The sequence below is a fragment of the Streptosporangium sp. NPDC020145 genome, from assembly GCF_040631275.1.
Lineage (GTDB): Bacteria > Actinomycetota > Actinomycetes > Streptosporangiales > Streptosporangiaceae > Streptosporangium.
The window spans coordinates 43,375-60,743 of the sequence record NZ_JBEXZT010000022.1; the positions used below are offsets into that span (position 1 = coordinate 43,375).

A 17,369-nucleotide genomic window follows, 5' to 3' on the forward strand; every position below is an offset into this window, starting at 1 on the left:
GTGCGCCGCCCCGGCGCGGTGAGGACGGCGCCGGTCCGCCGTCAGCCGTCGTGTCCGTCCTTTCGGACACGGCTTCTCTCAGCACGACGACGACCAGAGGAGGCAGTGCGGTGAATCCCGCCACCGCGCTCGCGACCGTGCTGGTCGACGAACTCGTACGCTGCGGTCTCACCGAGGTGGTGCTCGCGCCGGGCTCACGCTCGGCTCCGCTCGCACTCGCCGCGCACGCCGACAGCCGCGTACGGCTGCACGTGCGCATCGACGAGCGCTCGGCGGCCTTCCTCGCCCTCGGACTGGCCAAGCGCGGCGGCCGGCCGGTCGCGCTGATGTGCACCTCGGGCACCGCCGCGGCGAACTTCCACCCCGCGGTCGTCGAGGCGCACGAGTCGGGGGTGCCGCTGCTGCTGCTCACCGCGGACCGGCCGCCCGAGCTGCGCGACACCGGCGCCAGCCAGACCATCGACCAGATCAAGATGTACGGCACCGCGGTCCGCTGGTTCAGCGAGGTCGGCGTGCCCGAGGACCGGCCTGGGCAGGTCGCCTACTGGCGTTCCCTGGCCTGCCGCGCCTACCAGCGTTCACTCGGCCCGGCCGACCCCGGCCCGGTCCACCTCAACCTCGCCTTCCGTGAGCCGCTCGTCCCGGACGGCGACGTCTCCTGGAGCGAGTCCCTCGAGGGCGACGCCAACGGGCCGTGGGTCCGCGCCAGGGTCGCGCCTCCCGCGGCCGCGCTGCACCTGCCGCCGACCCGAAGGGGCGTGCTCGTCGTCGGGGACGGCGCCGCCAACATGCGCAGATACGTGGCGGCGGCCGGCATGGCCGGATGGCCGGTCCTGTCGGAGCCGAACGGCGGCGCCCGCTACGGCGACCACGCGGTCTCGACCTACCACTTCCTGCTCGGCACCCCCGAGTTCGCCGACCGGCACCGTCCGGACGTGGTGGTCACCCTGGGCCGTCCCGGCCTGTCCAGGCCGCTGCTGAACTGGCTCAGGCACGCCGAGGAGCACATCGTCGTCGCCCCCGACCTGTCCCGCTGGCCCGACCCGACCCGTTCCGCGACCCAGGTGGCGCAGGCGGTCGAGATCCCGGTCGCGGCCGGGGACGACGACTGGCTGCGCTCGTGGCGGCGCGCGGACACGGCGGCCAGGGCGGCGATCGACGAGGTGCTCGACGCGGGCGGGCTCAGCGAGCCGCGCCTGGCCAGGGACCTGGCCGAGCAGCTGCCCAACGGGGCGCTGCTGTTCTCCGGCTCGTCCATGCCGATCCGTGACCTCGACCAGGCGATGCGCCCGAGGAGGGGGCTGCGGATCCTGTCCAACCGGGGCGCGGCGGGGATCGACGGCGTGGTGTCCTCCGCGATGGGCGCGGCGCTGGCGCACAACGGCCCCTCCTACGCGCTGATGGGCGACCTGACGTTCCTGCACGACCAGAACGGGCTGATCCTCGGCCCCCGTGAGCCCCGCCCCGACCTGTGCCTGGTCGTGGTGAACAACGACGGGGGCGGGATCTTCTCGCTGCTGCCCCAGGCCGCGCTGCGCGACCCCTTCGAACGGGTCTTCGGCACCTCGCACGGAGTGGACCTGTCCCACGTCGCGGCGGCGACCGGCACGCCGTACACCTTCGTCGGGGAGGCGGAACAGCTGCCCAAGGCGTTGCGCGGGGAGGGGGTGCGCATCGTCGAGGTCCACACGGACCGGGAGCCGAACGCGGTGCTGCACGCCGCGCTGCGCGAGGCGGCCCACACCGCGATCCACGGCGTCCTGTGAGGGCCTGACACCGGCCCCTGTGCGGCCGGGTGCGGCCGGGCGAGGCCGGATGAGATCGGGGAGACGACGCAATAAGGTGACGGGCATGCATGTCGACGAGTTGCTCCAGGCGATTCCCGCGGTGTGGATCTACGTCCTGGTCGGTCTGGTGATCGGGATCGAGAGCCTGGGCATCCCGCTGCCCGGCGAGATCGTCCTGGTCAGCTCCGCGCTGCTGGCGGCCAAGGGCGTGGTCGACCCGCTGTGGGTCGGCGCCTGCGCCGGCGTCGGCGCGATCGTCGGCGACTCGATCGGCTACGCCGTCGGGCGCAGGGGCGGCAAGCCGATGTTCGACCGGCTCGGACGCAGGTTCCCCAAGCACTTCGGGCCGGAGCACATCGGCAGGGCCGAACGCTACTTCCACCGCTACGGCATGTGGACGGTCTTCCTCGGCAGGTTCGTCGCGCTGCTGCGCATCCTGGCGGGGCCGCTGGCCGGGGCGCTGCGCATGCCGTACTGGAGGTTCCTGGTCGCCAACGTGCTCGGCGGGATCGTCTGGGCGGGCGGGACCACCGCGGTGATCTACTACCTGGGCATGGCCGCCGAGCGGTGGCTGCGGGGCTTCTCCTGGGTCGCGCTGGTCGTCGCGTTGCTGTTCGGCGTCGCGACCACGCTGTTCGTCAAGCGCAGGGCCGCGCGGGCGGTGGCCGAGACGTCCGGGGAGCCCGGGGTGGCCGAAGGGGACCCGGAGACCGGACAGGCGGGCAGTCCGGTCGGCGCGGGCTGATCTGCTACCAGACCTGGGGATGTGCGCCGGGCCGCGGGCCGGTCACGCTGAGTCGGTACGGACTCACCGTGGAGGGGAGGCGGCATGCTATCCGACCAGACCTTGACCGGCTATGAACCGGTAGCCACCTACGGCCGTTACGAGGAGGCCCAGCGGGCCGTCGACTACCTGTCGGACCAGCGTTTTCCCGTCCAGCACGCGATGATCGTCGGGATGGACCTGCGGATGGTCGAGAAGGTGCTCGGGCGGCTGACCTACCTGCGCGCCGCGGGGATGGGGGCGGCGACCGGTGCCTGGATCGGACTGCTGATCGGCCTGTTCTTCGCGATCTTCACCCCCGGCAGGTTCCCCTGGATCCTGGTCCTGTGGAGCGTGATCTGGGGTGTGGTCGCCGGAGCCATCTTCGGGCTCATCGCCCACGCCTTCACCGGCGGCAGGAGGGACTTCCTCTCGTCGAGCGCCATCGTCGCCAACCGCTACGAGCTGCGGGTGACGACGCCCCAGGCCGCCGAGGCCCGCAGGCTGCTAGAGACCGGCATACCCCAGCACACCTAGGGCGGCGACCGCCCGCGGGGTTCACGCCGGGTCGCGCCTCAGGGGCCCGCCCGTCGGATCCGAGGACGCGGCCCCGCGCGCCGTACGGCCGTCGCGGGAGGCCCAGAAGGAGACCAGCATGGCTAAGGCAGTCGGGATCGACCTGGGGACGACCAACTCGGTGATCGCCACGATGGAGGGCGACAAGCCCACGGTGATCGCCAACGCCGAGGGGTCGCGGACGACCCCGTCGGTCGTCGCCTTCACCGAGGACGGTGAACGCCTGGTCGGGCAGCTGGCCCGTCGTCAGGCGATCCTCAACCCGAAGGGGACGATCTACTCGGCCAAGCGTTTCATCGGCCGCCGCTACGACGAGGTCACCACCGAGATGCACGCCGTGTCGTTCGACGTGGTGCCGGGGCCGGACGACGCGGTCCGTTTCGACGTGCGCGGCAAGATGTACGCCCCGGAGGAGATCTCCGCCCTGATCCTGCGCAAACTCGTCGACGACGCCTCCAAGTTCCTCGGGGAGAAGGTCACCGAGGCGGTCATCACCGTGCCCGCCTACTTCAACGACTCCCAGCGCCAGGCCACCAAGGACGCGGGGAAGATCGCCGGTCTTGAGGTACTGAGGATCGTCAACGAGCCGACCGCCGCGGCCCTGGCCTACGGGCTCGACCGCAAGGAGAACGAGACGGTGCTCGTCTTCGACCTGGGCGGCGGAACGTTCGACGTCAGCATCCTGACCATCGGGGACGGCGTCGTCGAGGTACGTTCGACCGCGGGCGACACCCACCTCGGAGGTGACGACTTCGACCGGCGCATCGTCGACTACCTCGCCGACGAGTTCCAGCGGGACACCGGCGTCGACCTGCGCGCCGACCCCCAGGCTCTGCAACGGCTCTTCGAGGCGGCGGAGAAGGCCAAGGTCGAGCTGTCCTCGGTCTCCCAGACGCAGATCAACCTGCCCTTCATCACGGCCGACGCCGCGGGCCCCAAGCACCTGAACACCACGCTGCGCCGGGCGACGTTCGAGGACATCACCTCCGACCTGCTGGAACGCTGCAAGGGGCCGGTCGAGCAGGCCATGGCCGACGCGCGGCTGAGCACCGGGGACATCGACGAGGTGATCCTGGTCGGCGGATCGACCAGGATGCCCGCCGTACAGGCCCTGGTGCGCAGGATGACCGGGGGCAAGGAACCGAACATGACGGTCAACCCCGACGAGGTCGTCGCGCTCGGCGCGGCGGTGCAGGCGGCCGTCATCAAGGGCGAGCTGAAGGACGTCGTCCTGCTGGACGTGACGCCTCTCTCGCTCGGCATCGAGACCCTCGGCGGCATCATGACGAAGGTCATCGACCGCAACACGACGATCCCCGCCCGCCGTTCCGAGGTGTTCAGCACCGCCGAGGACAACCAGAACGCGGTGGACGTCGTGGTGCTGCAGGGCGAGCGCGAACGCGCCGGGGACAACCGGGTGCTCGGCCGCTTCAGGCTGGAGAACATCAGGCCCGCGCCGCGCGGTGTTCCCCAGGTCGAGGTCACCTTCGACGTCGACGCCAACGGGATCCTGAACGTCTCGGCCAAGGACAAGGACACCGGCGCCGAGCAGCGCATCACCATCAGTGAGAGCTCGACCCTCGACACGGGCGAGGTCGAGCGGATGGTCGCCGACGCCGAACGGCACCGGGAGGAGGACCTGCGGCTGCGGCAGGTCGTGGACGCGCGCAACGAGCTCGACAGTGTCGCCTACCAGGTGGAGCGGCGGCTTTCCGAGCTGGGGGAGGCCGTGCCGGTCCATGAGAAGGCTCGGGCCGAGATGCTCGTCTCCGACGCCAGGGAGACGGTCAGGCAGCAGGAGACACCGATCGACCGGCTGCGCTCGCTGACCGGCGAGCTGCAACAGGTCTACCAGGGCCTGGGCACGGTCTCGGCCTCCGGCGGCCAGAGCGGCCAGGGCCCGCAGGGGGCTCAGGGCGGCGGCAGGGACGACGACGTCATCGACGCGGAGTTCACGACCGATGAGTGAGGAACCCCGCGACGACGAGGCCGTGAGGCAGGAGCCCGACGGCCTCCAGGAGCGCGTCACCGAGCTTCAGGACGAGGTGGCCGAGCTCCAGGACCGGTGGCGGCGAGCCCTGGCCGACCTCGACAACCTGCGCAAACGGGTCAGCCGTGACGCGTCTCGGGTGCGGGAGGAGGAAAGGGCCAGGGCGGCGGCCGAATGGCTTCCGGTGCTGGACAACCTGGAGCGCGCCCTCGAACACGCCGGAAACGACCCCTCCTCCGTCGCCGAGGGGCTGCGGGCCATCCACGAGCAGGCTCTCGACGTGCTGGCCCGCCTGGGCTTCCCGCGCCGCGACGACACCGGCGCGAGGTTCGACCCCGCCAGGCACGAGGCGGTCGGCGTGCTCAGCCAGGAGGGCACACCGGACGGGACCGTCCTGCACGTGGTGCAGCCCGCCTACGGGGACGGTGAACGGCAACTGCGGCCCGCGACGGTCGTCGTCTCCAAGGCGGAATGATGCCGGCAGCCCGGGACTTCTACGAGATCCTCGGCCTGCAGCGCAACGCGAGCCAGGAGGACATCCAGCGCGCCTACCGCAAACTTGCGCGGGCCAACCACCCCGACGTCAACAAGGCCCCCGAGGCCGAGGACCGCTTCAAGGACATCTCCGAGGCCTACAGCGTCCTGTCCGATCCCAAGACCCGCCGCCGCTACGACGCGTTCGGCCCCGACTTCCGCCAGGTCCCCGAGGACGTGGACCCCGAGACCTGGGCCCGTGCCGGGGCGGGACGCGCGGGGGCAGGGCGGGGCGGCCGGGGGAGCGGCTGGCCCGGTCAGGGCCCCTCCGGCTTCGGGGAGGGCGTCGACATCGACGACCTGCTGGAGGGACTCTTCTCCGGCAGGTCGGGCGGCGCGGGCAGGGCGGGCCCCGGATGGGGGCCCATCCCCGGCGCCGACCAGGAGGCCGAGCTGGAACTGAGCGTCGAGGACGCCTACCGGGGCGGCCGTAAGTCCCTCACCGTCGGGGGCCGCAGGATCGAGGTCCGCATCCCCGCAGGGGTGACCGACGGCCGGCGGATCCGCCTGGCGGGCCAGGGCGGCAGGGGCGGTGACGGGGCACCACCCGGAGACCTCTACCTGATCGTCAGGATCGCGCCGCATCCCCGGTACCGGGTCGAGGGACGCGACATCCACATCCGGCTCCCGATCACGCCCTGGGAGGGGGCGCTCGGCGCGGCCGTCGCCGTCGAGACACCGGGCGGCGAGACCAAGGTCAAGGTGCCGCCGGGCACGTCGAGCGGGCGGCGGCTACGGCTGCGCGGCCGGGGCATGCCCAGTCCGAGGGAAGGCCCCGGCGACCTGTTCGCCGAGATACAGATCATGGTGCCGCCACGGCCGACCGACGAGGAGAGGCAGCTGTTCGAGCAGCTCGCGGCGGTGTCGGAGTTCGACCCGAGGAGGCGGTGATGCCCTACGCCCTGACCAGGCCGCGGCGCCTGGACATCGAGTCGTTCGCCCGCCTGACCGGCACGCACCCCGACCTGGTGCGCCGCCTGGTCGTCCTCGGCGTGCTCGACGCGCAGCGGGACGCGGCGGGAGAGCTGTGGTTCCCGCTCTCCCAGCTGCCGGCCATGGCCAGGGTCCAGCGGCTGCGCGCCGGGTTCGCCCTCAACTACGCGGCCCTCGGCCTGGTGGTCGACCTTCTGGACCGCATCGCCGAGCTGGAGAGCGCCGCGCGTGGGCGCTCCCGCACCCCGGGAGGACCGAAGTGGACGTCAACCAGCTGACGCAGAAGTCGCAGGAGGCGCTGCACGACGCGCAGACCAAGGCCCTGCGCCACGGGCACACCGACGTCGACGGCGAGCACCTGCTGCAGGCGCTGCTCGACCAGCCGGACGGGCTGATCCCACGGCTGCTCCTGAACGCCTCCGTCGACACCGACCGGCTCGGCGCCGACCTGGAGGCGGCGCTGAACCGGATGCCGAGGGTCAGCGGGCCGGGCGTCGAACCCGGTCAGGTCCGGGTGACCCAGCGCCTTTCCCGGCTGCTGGAGACGGCCAAGCGGGAGGCCGACCGGCTCAAGGACGAGTACGTCTCCGTCGAGCATCTGCTCGTCTCCCTGATCGAGGAGGGCGAGACGACGCCCGCCGGTCGGCTGCTGCGCCAGCAGGGGCTGACCAGGGACTCCTTCCTGCAGGCGCTCACCGCCATCCGCGGAAACCAGCGCGTCACCTCGGCGATGCCCGAGGTCGCCTACGAGGCGCTGACCAAGTACGGGCGGGACCTGGTGGCCGACGCCGCCGCGGGCAGGCTCGACCCGGTCATCGGGCGCGACGCCGAGATCCGCCGCGTCATCCAGATCCTGTCCCGCAAGAGCAAGAACAACCCGGTGCTGGTCGGCGACCCCGGAGTCGGCAAGACCGCCATCGTCGAGGGACTCGCCCAGCGGATCAGCAACGGCGACGTGCCCGAGGGCCTGCGGGACAAGGTGGTCTTCAGCCTCGACATGGGATCCCTGGTCGCCGGGGCGAAGTACCGGGGGGAGTTCGAGGAACGGCTCAAGGCCGTGCTCACCGAGGTGGTGGCCGCGGAGGGCCGCATCCTGCTGTTCGTCGACGAACTGCACACGGTCGTCGGGGCGGGCGCGGCCGAGGGCGCCATGGACGCGGGCAACATGCTCAAGCCCATGCTGGCCCGCGGCGAGCTGCACATGATCGGCGCGACGACGCTTGAGGAGTACCGCAAGCACATCGAGAAGGACGCCGCCCTGGAACGCCGCTTCCAGCCCGTCACGGTCGACGAGCCCTCCGTCGAGGACGCCGTCTCGATCCTGCGTGGCCTGCGCGAACGGCTGGAGGTCTTCCACGGGGTGACGATCCAGGACGCCGCCCTGGTGGCCGCCGTGGTGCTGAGCCACCGCTACATCTCCGACCGCTTCCTGCCGGACAAGGCCATCGACCTGGTCGACGAGGCCTGCGCGATGCTCAGGACCGAGATCGACTCGATGCCCGCCGAGCTCGACGAGCTCACCCGCAGGGTGATGCGCCTGGAGATCGAGGAGGCCGCGCTGGGCAAGGAGGAGGACCAGCAGAGCCTGGCCCGCCTCGACGAGCTGCGCAGGGAGTTGTCCGACCTGCGCGCGGAGGCCGACGCCATGCGCGCCCAGTGGGAGGCCGAACGGCACGCGCTGCGCGGCGTCCAGGGGTTGCGCGAGGAACTGGAGAACGTGCGCGCCGAGGCGGAGCGGGCCGAGCGTGACTACGACCTCAACCGTGCCGCCGAGCTGCGGCACGGCAGACTGCCCGAGCTGGAACGGCGGCTGAAGGCCGAGGAGGAACGCCTGCGCAGCAAGCAGGGGGTCGCCAGGCTGCTGCGCGAGGTGGTCACCGAGGAGGAGATCGCACTGATCGTCTCCAGGTGGACGGGCATCCCGGTGAGCCGCCTGCAGGAGGGCGAGCGCGAGAAGCTCCTGCACCTGGACGAGGTCCTGCACGAGCGGGTGATCGGCCAGGACGAGGCGGTGCAGACGGTCTCCGACGCCATCATCAGGGCCCGTTCGGGGATCAAGGACCCGCGCCGCCCGATCGGGTCGTTCATCTTCCTCGGACCGACCGGGGTGGGCAAGACCGAGCTGGCCAAGGCGCTGGCCGCGGCGTTGTTCGACACCGAGGACAACATGATCCGCATCGACATGAGCGAGTACCAGGAGCGGCACACCGTCAGCCGCCTCGTCGGCGCCCCGCCCGGTTACGTGGGCTACGAGGAGGGCGGCCAGCTCACCGAGGCCGTACGGCGCAAGCCGTACTCGGTGGTGCTCTTCGACGAGATCGAGAAGGCGCACCCCGACGTGTTCAACACGCTGCTGCAGGTCCTTGACGACGGGCGGCTCACCGACGCGCAGGGCAGGACCGTCGACTTCCGCAACACGGTGCTGATCATGACCTCCAACATCGGCTCGGTCTACCTGCTTGAGGGCGTCACCTCAAGCGGGGAGATCAAACAGGACGCCCAGGAGCTGGTGATGGCGGACCTGCGTTCGCACTTCCGCCCCGAGTTCCTCAACCGCGTCGACGACATCGTGATCTTCAAGCCGCTCACCGAGGAGGAGATCGAGCGCATCGTGGGCCTGATGTTCGGCGACCTGCGCGCGCGGCTCGGCGAGCGGGGCATCCTGCTGGAGGTCTCCGAGGACGCCACCAGACACATCGCCGAACGGGGCTACGACCCCGTGTACGGCGCCCGCCCGCTGAGGCGCTTCATCGCCAAGGAGGTCGAGACCCGCATCGGGCGCGCCCTGCTGCTCGGCGACGCGCACGAGGGCGCGGTGATCCGGGTCGGCATGGCCGGGGGGGAGCTCGTGGTCACCGTCGCCCAGGAGACCGAGACGGCCAAGGTGGCCTGAAGCTCACCGGCTGACCCGCCGGTGGAGAAGGCTTTTGGCCGGAGACCCTACCGGCGCCGTGCGCGAGGGGGTTTCCGGCTTGGGCGCCGTCGGTGCTTGGACTGAGGAACGCAGGAGCGCAGCGACGGAGTGACGAGGGAAAGCGCCGACTCGGAGGCGCCCAAGCCCCGCGACGCCGTCAGGCGGAGCAAGGAGACACAGTGACGAGGGAAAGCGCCGACTCGGAGGCGCCCAAGCCCCGCGACGCCGCCAGGCGGAGCAAGGAGACACAGCCAGACACAACCTAGGGACCGCCCCGGCCAAGGGTGAGCCTGGTCAGCTCGACCCGCGAGTGGATGTCCAGTTTGCGGAAGATCTGACGCAGGTGGAAGGCGACGGTGTGCTCGCTGATGAACATCTGCTCGGCGGCCTGGCGGTTGGTCAGCCCCTCGGCGACGAGGCCGCAGACAGCCAGTTCGGTGCCGGTCAGGCTGTCCCAGCCGGAGACGGGGTGGTCGGTGGTGACCCAGTGGCGGCGGCGTTCCCCGAGGGCGCGCAGCCTGCCGCGAACCCGGGCCGCGTCGCGCAGCGCCCCCACCTCGTCGTAGCGGGACAGCGCGTCGTCCAGGGCCCGTACCGCCAGGTCGCGGCAGCCGCCGTCGGAGCCGAGCAGTACCCCGAGGTCCTCGGCGGCCGAGGCGCGGGCCCACGGGTCGGTGTGCCCGTCCACGGCGCGGCCGAGCGCCTGCCGGTCGCGTTCGCGCAGGCCCCGGGCGTGGACCGCGGAGATCGCGGGGTTGGGCAGGCCGGGGTTGCGGCGGGCGATGTCCTCGGCGGCGCCGACCACGGCGTCGGCCCTGCGTGTGTCGTCGACGGCCATGGCCACCCGCACCAGCCAGGCGGCGGCGGCCGGTTCGCTGGTCAGCGCCCCGGTGTGCCGGGGCAGCGCGTCGTAGACCCGGCCGAGGGAGCTCATCCCGCCCGCGGCCCCGTCCAGGGCCTCGCTGATGCGGCCCGCCGCCAGTTCCGAGCGCAGCCGTGTGTACGGCGGCGCGTCCCGCGCTCCCCGCGCCAGTTCGCTCTCCAGGCATCTGATCGCCCTGGGCAGGTCTCCCGCCCGCAGTGACGCGGTGCCGAGCACGGACAGGGCGGAGGAGGTCAGGGACGGCACGCGCAGGGCCTCGGCGGCGGTCAGGCCGGTCTCCGCCCGCGCGATCGCGCTGCCGAACCGCCCGGCGGCCAGGTCGAGGCGGGCGCGCAGCAGCGGGATCTCCACGGCCCACTCGGGGTGGCGGGCCGCCTGCGTCTCCGCGTCGGCCGTGACGGCCTCGGCCTCATCGAGCAGCCACAGGTCGATGAGCATCGTGGCCAGTACGGCCCTGGGCCCGGGGTGGTGCCCGGCGCCCGGCCGCTCCACGGCCTCGCGGGCCAGGTCCAGGCCGTGGGAGAGCCTGCCCTCGTCCCAGGCCAGCAGGGCGGGCAGCATCAGCGTCTCGGCGTTGGCGCCGCCGTTCACCCGGTGCCGCCCGGCGACCGGTACGGCCCGTTCGATCTGGCCGTGCAGCGCCCGCCGTACGGGGGCGGGGACCGTCTCGACGACCGAGCGCCACAGCAGTTCGTGCCGGAAGGTCAGTTCCTCGGGGGTGGCGTCCAGCACGCCCGCGGCCAAAGCCTCCTCAAGGGCGGGCAACAGGGCGGCGGGGGTCTCGCCGAGCATCTCGGCGGCGTAGGCGGGGGAGAAGGACCGGCCGAGTACGGCCGCCGCCTCAAGCAGGTGCCTGGTCCTGGTGCTGACCTCCTCAAGGCGCCGCCGTACCGCGGTGTGCACGCGGCGGGGCAGCGTGGGGCCGGTCAGCCTGGCGAGGCCGTCCTCGACCTTGACCGCGTCCTCCTCGCGCAGCCCGGTGAGCAGTTCGACGAGCAGGAACGGGTTTCCCCCCGCCTGCGCGGCCAGGGCCGTCAGTTCCTCGTCCGGCGGCGCCCCGAGCGTGTCGGCGGCCACCTGGGCCACCGCCTGCCCGCACAGGGGGCGCAGTGTGACCGTCGCGGCCCCCTCGCGCCGCAGCAGGCCGAACAGGCGGGCGTCGTCGGTGCCCTCCACGGGGCGGCGGGCCAGCAGCCAGGCCAGGGGGAGGCCGGTCAGCTGGGCGGGCAGCGCGCGCAGTGCCATGAGTGTGGCGGGGTCGGCCCAGTGCAGGTCGTCGAGGGTCACCAGCAGCGGTCCCCGCTTCGCGCGCCGTTCGAGCGCGTCGCGCACCTGATCGGCCAGCCACATCAGCAGGCTCGGCGCGTCGGGCACGGCGTTCCTGGTGACGGCGGCGGCGGAGGGGGACTCGTCGAGGGCGGACAGCAGCGGCCCCAGCGGGGTCAGCCTGCCGAGCATGTCGGCCCTTCCTGAGACGACGGCCGCCCCCGTGCCGGGGGCGGCGGCGCACGCCTCGGCGAGCAGGAGGCTCTTGCCCGTTCCCGGCTCGCCTTCGACGAGGATCACGTTGCCCGGGGCTCCCGCGGTCTCCAGCAGCCGCAGGACCGTCGCCCACTCAGGGGCCCGGCCGCGCATCGTCCTGTCCGAGATCCGAGATCATATAGGCGATTTTCTCCCCGATGTCCACTTCCATCATGCCCTTGGGTGGCGAAACGGCTCGTCAAGAGAGGTTCAGGGTTGGGAGTGGACGGGTGTGATCGCCCGGTTGCCGCATATCGCCTCCGATGCGTGAAGGCGCGTAGTAGCCTGCCTTCGAGACCCGGGTAAACGTCATCCACCTCGCATGTTCCAGTATTACCTATTGATCCTGTAGGAAAAGGGGGTAAACTGGTGGTCCCCCGCACGAAGGAGCCGCCATGAGCCCGGAACCTGGGACAGAGAGCCCCTTGCGCGCGGCGACCGAGGCCGCGAGATGGATCCGCTCCGCGGCGGTCGACGACGAGCGGGGACGGCACTGGAAGGCCAACCCCGACCCACGGGGCAAGGCCGCCCTGACCGGCCATCCGCTCTCGCTCTACTCGGGCGCGGCGGGCATCGTCCTGTTCTTCCTCGAACTGGCCGCGGCGACCGGCGACGAGAGCTACCTCGACGACGCCAGGGCCGGAGCCCGCTACCTCGCGGCCACCTGGCGCGAACAGGCCGACCTGTCCCTGCACCACGGCCTGGCGGGGGTGATGTTCACCCTGGCGGAGGCGGGATGGGCCGTCGGGGAGGAGGCCTTCGAGGCCGAGGCGGTCGCGGTCGCCGACCACGTCGTGCGCAGCGCCCGCTCGATCGACGGGGGCCTCGGCTGGACGGGCGACCCGGCCCAGCGTGGCGACGGCGGCGTCATCCTGGCCCTGCTGCACGCCTCCGGCATCCTGGGCGTCCCCGCCTACCAGGAGGTCGCCGTCGAGGCGGGCACCCGCATCGCCGAGCTCGCCGTACCCGGCCATCGCTTCGGTCACGGCGCGTGCGGCGACCTGCCGCTGGACGCCGTCACGCCCGGCTTCCTGTCCGGCACCGCGGGCACCGCCTTCCTGCTGGCCCGCCTCTACGGCCTGACCGGGCAGACCCGCTTCCTCGGCGCGGCGCGCAGGGGGGCCGACTTCGTCCGCGCGGTGAGCGCCGTGAGCGAGCGGTGCGCTCTGGTCCCGCACCACATCCCGCAGGGCCGCGACCTGCACTATCTCGGCTTCTGCTCGGGTTCGGCGGGCGTGGCGCGGATGTTCTACGAGCTGTACCGGGTCGCGGGCGACGCCGGAGACCTCGACTGGGTCGAGCGGCTGGCCAGAGGCATCGTCCGCAGCGGCGTGCCCGGCCGCCAGACCGAAGGCTACTGGAACGTGGCCTGCCAGTGCTGCGGCACCGCGGGCCTGGTCGAGCTGTTCGTCGGCCTCTGGGCGGCGACGGGCCGCCCCGCCCACCTGGAGTTCGCCTGCGAGCTCGGCGACAACCTCATCGGCAGGGCCGCCGGGCACGACGAGCGCGGATCGCGCTGGTACCAGGCCTACCGCAGGTTACGCCCCTGGGAGGTCACCGCGGACACCGGCTACATGGTCGGGGCGGCGGGGATCGGGGCGGCGCTGCTCCACCTGGACGCGACCGCGCGTCCCGAGGAGGCGCGCAGGCTCCTGCTGCCGCCGGACAATCCCTTCCCCGCCATCCCGTTCCCGGCGGCGACGCTCCGCAGGCCCTGACCGTCTCACCGACCTGTGCCTCGTGGCCGTCAAGGGACGGCCAAAACTCGTGACCATGATTGGTGATTCCCCGTGAGCGCTGCCGAAGCCCTGCCTAGCGTCGATGACGTGCTGACATTCGACGATCTCCTGCCCGACCCCGCCCGCTCCGCCGTGGCCGTCGAACCACCACGGGCGGCACCGGGCCACTGGGCGGGCGCGCCCAGCGCGGTCGCGGCCGACGGGCTGATCTATCTGGCCTACCGGTTGCGCAGACCGGTCGGCGAGGGACGCGGTTACGCGGTCGTCGTCGCCAGGTCCCGCGACGGCGAACGTTTCGAGACCCTGGGCACGGTCACCCAGCAGGAGATGGACACCGAGTCGCTGGAGCGCCCCACACTGGTGCGCACCCCGCAGGGCCGCTGGCGGCTCTACCTCAGCTGCGCCACCCACGGCACCAAGCACTGGCGGGTCGAGGTGCTCGAAGCGGACGACCCCGCCGGGTTCGACCCCGCGGTGCGCCAGGTCGTGCTGCCCGGCGACCCCAAGACCGGCGTCAAGGACCCCGTCATCGTACGGCGCGGCGGCCTGTGGCACCTGTGGGCCTCCTGCCACCCCCTGGCCGACCCCGACGAGGCCGACCGCATGGTGAGCGACTACGCGACCAGCGCGGACGGGATCGAGTGGACCTGGCAGGGCACGGCGCTCAGCGGAAGGCCGGGGATGTGGGACGCCCGCGGAGCCCGGATCTCGGCCGTCCGCTTCGTGGGCGAACAGGTCGTGGCCCTGTACGACGGCCGGTCCTCGGCACTGGAGAACTACGAGGAGCGCACGGGGGTGGCGACCGGCACCGACCCGGCGGAGCTGACCCCCCGGGGGACCGGCCCGGCCGCATTCTCCCCGCACGCCGGCGGCGGCCTGCGCTATGTGAACGTCGTGGACCTGCCGGACGGCGGGCGGCGGCTCTACTACGAGTACACCCGTGCGGACGGTGCCCACGAACTGCGCACCGAACTGCGCTGAGCGCCGGGTTCCCGGGGCTCTCCCGGGAACCCGGCGCTCACACCTGCGGGCGCCCGTTCCTGGCCTGGCGCTGACCGTCGGGACGGGTGCCGACCAGGCCGCCGGAACGCTCCCGGGGCAGCAGCCAGTCGCTGAAGTCCTCCCCGGTCACCCGCTGCAGCAGCGCCACGTCCTCGGCGAAGTGGCCGATCAGCCGCTCGCGCTGCTCCCAGGTCAGCGGACGCCGGGCGCGGGCGCGCTGCTGCAGGCGCCGTTCGAGGGGGTCGGTGAGGGCGCCGCTGATCCGGGGCGGCAGGAACCGGCCGACCGCGGCCCCGGTGCGGAGCACCCTCGACAGCGCCCGGTGGGTGCGGGTCGGCTCGGGGTGGGCGGTCACGTTCTCCCTGGGCACCTCGGTGATCAGCCCGGGTTCGGCCCCCAGGAAACGGCAGATCCGGTCGAGGGTGGCGACGGGCCTGTCGACCAGGTCCCGGTACCGGAAGATCAGCACCTGCTCGCGGGGGAACAGCGTGAACAGGTGCTCGAGCTGCTCGCCGTACCGGCCGAGCGCGAGATAGTGCCAGAACGGCGCCCAGCCCGCCGCGATCCTGCGCTCCTCCTCGGCGCAGGCCTCGACCACGTCGCCGACCGGCTCAAGCCCGGCCGACCACAGGTGCGTCCAGTTGGAGTGTGCCCGCTCGACCGGGTCGCGCAGCGCCGCGATCAGCCGGACGCCGGGGATGGTCTTCCTGATGCGCCGCTGGGCGGCCCGGTCGTAGAGGTAGAACGGGGTCGACTCCCCTCTGGGCACCCCGGCCGGCGCCCGCGCGAACAGTGCCTCGTAGTCCTCACGCCGCCAGAGGTGCTCACGGTAGGTCTGGGCGTCGCCCGGCCCGCCCCTGGTGGGCGGCGGGCCGTCGCTGAGGAAGAACTTCGGTTCCTTCACGGGGGACAGGAAGAGCCCGGGATGACGGGACAGCGCGGCGTGCAGGGCCGTCGTCCCGGACTTGGGGGCGCCGATCGTGAGGAAGTCTGGCAGCGGCATCGTATTACCCCTAATTCCTACTTATTTTATCGCAAATATAGCTCTTCCTGGGGCGAAGACAAGCGCCCGGGTGGCCCGGGGGAGGCCCGGTTGGCTAGCCTGACCGCCATGACCGCCTCGCAGCCCTGGACGGTCGGCGTGCTCATCGCCGACGACGACCCGCTGGTGCGCGCGGGCCTGTCGATGATGCTGCGCGGCGCCCCCGACATCCGGGTGGTCGCCGAGGCCGGTGACGGCGCCGAGGTGCTGCCCCTGGTCTCCCGGCACGCCCCCGACGTCGTCCTGATGGACATCCGGATGCCCGTCATGGACGGCCTGAGCGCGACCGAGGCCCTGCGGGCCAGGGCGGGAGCGCCCGAGGTCGTCGTCCTGACCACCTTCGACGCCGACGAGCACGTGCTGCGCGCGCTGCGTGCCGGAGCCGCGGGCTTCCTGCTGAAGGACACCCCGCCGGAGGAGATCGTGGCCGCGGTGCGTCAGGTGGCCAGGGGCCTGCCCGTACTGTCCCCGGCGGTGACCAGGCGCCTCATCGCCCGGGTCGCCGACACCGGCCGCGACCGGCACCGCGCCCGAGCCCTGGAACGCCTCGCGGCGCTGAACGACCGCGAGCGCGAGGTCGCCCTCGCCCTCGCCGGAGGCAGGTCGAACGCCGAGATCGGGGCGCTGCTGCACCTCAGCGTCCCCACGGTCAAGACCCACGTCTCCGGCGTCCTGGCCAAGCTCGGCCTCAACAACCGGGTCCAGATCGCGTTGCTCGTGCACGACGCGGGACTGCTCGACGACCGGGAGTGAGAGGCGCCGCCGTACGCCCGGCCGTCATGACGGTGAAACGGCCGGGCGGCTAGCATGACCGCATGGAACCCCGGCACATGCGGCTCGTGCTCGGCGGGGGCTCCCTGGTCAGCCAGGTCGGCCGTGATCTGCGCGCGGCGACCGAGGCCCAGCTGACGCCCTTCGACGTCACCACCCAGCAGGCCGCCGTCCTGCTGCACGCCGCGCGGCACGAGAGCAGCCCGAACCAGCTCGCCGCGCAGCTCGGCACCGACACCGCGGGCATGACCAGGCTGCTCGACCGTCTGGAGGCCAAGGGCCTCATCCTGCGGAGCCCCCGTCTGGGCGACCGCAGGTCCGTCGTCATCGAGCTCACCGGGGAGGGGCGGGAGCTGGTTCCCCGCCTGATGCCGGTCTTCCGGCACATCGCCCACAGGCTCCTGGAGGGCTTCTCCGACGATGAGGTCGAGCAACTGCTGGCGCTGCTGCAGCGGATGCTCGGCAACCTCGGCGGCCCGGCCACGGCCAGTCAGTGAATCTACTTTGTAAAGGGCCAAGGCCTGTGCAACGAAAGAGGGGAAGCAGTGGCACACGAGGCCGTCTGGGCGGTCATCACCGCGATGTACGAGGCCTACCTGCGCGGTGACCGGCCGGGGATCGACCGGCTGCTGCATCCCGAGGCGACCATCTGGGACTCGGCGGAGCAGGTGCTGATCACCAGCAGGGAGCAACTGGACAAGGTCCGTGACGCCCGCCCGCAGGACGGTCCCGCCGAGACGGGGCTACGGGCCCACGACGAGGTCGTCGACGTGTGGGGCGACACGGCGCTGGCCAGATACCTGCTGCGCGTGGACTTCGCTCAGGGGGCCCCGGAGATCGTGCGGACCACCGCCGTGCTGCGGCGCTCCGGAGACGAGTGGCGCATCGTGCACCTGCACGAGAACACGCTCTGA

At 72.3% G+C, this 17,369-nt stretch carries 15 protein-coding genes; 13 read left to right on the forward strand and 2 right to left on the reverse strand.

Annotated features, from left to right (window positions below):
* Positions 1 to 110: 110 nt before the first annotated feature.
* From menD to clpB, 8 genes are all read left to right on the forward strand, one after another.
* Positions 111 to 1,766, forward strand: a complete 1,656-nt coding sequence (menD, locus tag ABZ463_RS30660; RefSeq protein ID WP_352012543.1) for a 2-succinyl-5-enolpyruvyl-6-hydroxy-3-cyclohexene-1-carboxylic-acid synthase — start codon at positions 111 to 113, stop codon at positions 1,764 to 1,766.
* Positions 1,767 to 1,851: 85 nt separating this feature from the next.
* A complete protein-coding gene (locus tag ABZ463_RS30665) occupies positions 1,852 to 2,532 on the forward strand; it encodes a DedA family protein (RefSeq protein WP_362781348.1) in 681 nt (226 codons plus the stop codon).
* An 84-nt stretch (positions 2,533 to 2,616) separates the two neighbouring features.
* Positions 2,617 to 3,087, forward strand: a complete 471-nt coding sequence (locus ABZ463_RS30670) for a general stress protein (protein WP_352012541.1) — start codon at positions 2,617 to 2,619, stop codon at positions 3,085 to 3,087.
* A gap of 118 nt (positions 3,088 to 3,205) precedes the next feature.
* Positions 3,206 to 5,095 (forward strand): molecular chaperone DnaK, encoded by a 1,890-nt coding sequence (gene dnaK / locus ABZ463_RS30675; RefSeq protein ID WP_362781351.1) that lies wholly within the window; start codon positions 3,206 to 3,208, stop codon positions 5,093 to 5,095.
* The gene (locus tag ABZ463_RS30680) at positions 5,088 to 5,591 is read left to right on the forward strand and encodes a nucleotide exchange factor GrpE (protein WP_352012539.1); all 504 of its coding nucleotides are present in this window, start codon (positions 5,088 to 5,090) and stop codon (positions 5,589 to 5,591) included. The genes dnaK and ABZ463_RS30680 overlap by 8 nt, the downstream gene beginning before the upstream one ends.
* Complete coding sequence (locus ABZ463_RS30685; protein WP_362781354.1) at positions 5,591 to 6,541, forward strand: DnaJ C-terminal domain-containing protein; 951 nt, start codon at positions 5,591 to 5,593, stop codon at positions 6,539 to 6,541. The genes ABZ463_RS30680 and ABZ463_RS30685 overlap by 1 nt, the downstream gene beginning before the upstream one ends.
* Entirely contained in the window at positions 6,541 to 6,861 is a 321-nt protein-coding gene (locus ABZ463_RS30690; RefSeq protein WP_352012537.1) for a chaperone modulator CbpM, read from the forward strand. The genes ABZ463_RS30685 and ABZ463_RS30690 overlap by 1 nt, the downstream gene beginning before the upstream one ends.
* Positions 6,843 to 9,476, forward strand: coding sequence for an ATP-dependent chaperone ClpB (gene clpB / locus ABZ463_RS30695; RefSeq protein ID WP_352012536.1), 2,634 nt, complete (start codon positions 6,843 to 6,845; stop codon positions 9,474 to 9,476). Before ABZ463_RS30690 ends, clpB begins: the two co-directional genes overlap by 19 nt.
* A gap of 283 nt (positions 9,477 to 9,759) precedes the next feature.
* Here clpB and ABZ463_RS30700 read toward each other — a convergent pair whose 3' ends face one another.
* Positions 9,760 to 12,015 carry an AAA family ATPase gene (locus tag ABZ463_RS30700; RefSeq protein WP_362781357.1) on the reverse strand — a complete coding sequence of 752 codons (2,256 nt, stop codon included), beginning with the start codon at positions 12,013 to 12,015 and terminating at the stop codon, positions 9,760 to 9,762.
* A 281-nt stretch (positions 12,016 to 12,296) separates the two neighbouring features.
* On the opposite strand from ABZ463_RS30700, the gene ABZ463_RS30705 reads away from it, so the two are divergent.
* Together ABZ463_RS30705 and ABZ463_RS30710 are read left to right on the forward strand one after the other, a co-directional pair.
* Positions 12,297 to 13,619 (forward strand): lanthionine synthetase LanC family protein, encoded by a 1,323-nt coding sequence (locus ABZ463_RS30705; protein WP_352012534.1) that lies wholly within the window; start codon positions 12,297 to 12,299, stop codon positions 13,617 to 13,619.
* Between the two features lie 108 nt (positions 13,620 to 13,727).
* Positions 13,728 to 14,621 carry a hypothetical protein gene (locus tag ABZ463_RS30710; protein WP_362781359.1) on the forward strand — a complete coding sequence of 298 codons (894 nt, stop codon included), beginning with the start codon at positions 13,728 to 13,730 and terminating at the stop codon, positions 14,619 to 14,621.
* 37 nt (positions 14,622 to 14,658) lie between these two features.
* On the opposite strand, the gene ABZ463_RS30715 is transcribed toward ABZ463_RS30710, so the two are convergent.
* Entirely contained in the window at positions 14,659 to 15,645 is a 987-nt protein-coding gene (locus ABZ463_RS30715) for a sulfotransferase (protein ID WP_362781361.1), read from the reverse strand.
* 108 nt (positions 15,646 to 15,753) lie between these two features.
* On the opposite strand from ABZ463_RS30715, the gene ABZ463_RS30720 reads away from it, so the two are divergent.
* The 3 genes from ABZ463_RS30720 to ABZ463_RS30730 all read left to right on the forward strand — a co-directional run bounded on the left by ABZ463_RS30720 (position 15,754) and on the right by ABZ463_RS30730 (position 17,369).
* Entirely contained in the window at positions 15,754 to 16,437 is a 684-nt protein-coding gene (locus ABZ463_RS30720) for a response regulator transcription factor (protein ID WP_352012531.1), read from the forward strand.
* 62 nt (positions 16,438 to 16,499) lie between these two features.
* Positions 16,500 to 16,952, forward strand: coding sequence for a MarR family transcriptional regulator (locus tag ABZ463_RS30725; protein ID WP_352012530.1), 453 nt, complete (start codon positions 16,500 to 16,502; stop codon positions 16,950 to 16,952).
* A 48-nt stretch (positions 16,953 to 17,000) separates the two neighbouring features.
* Positions 17,001 to 17,369, forward strand: a complete 369-nt coding sequence (locus ABZ463_RS30730) for a DUF4440 domain-containing protein (protein ID WP_352012529.1) — start codon at positions 17,001 to 17,003, stop codon at positions 17,367 to 17,369.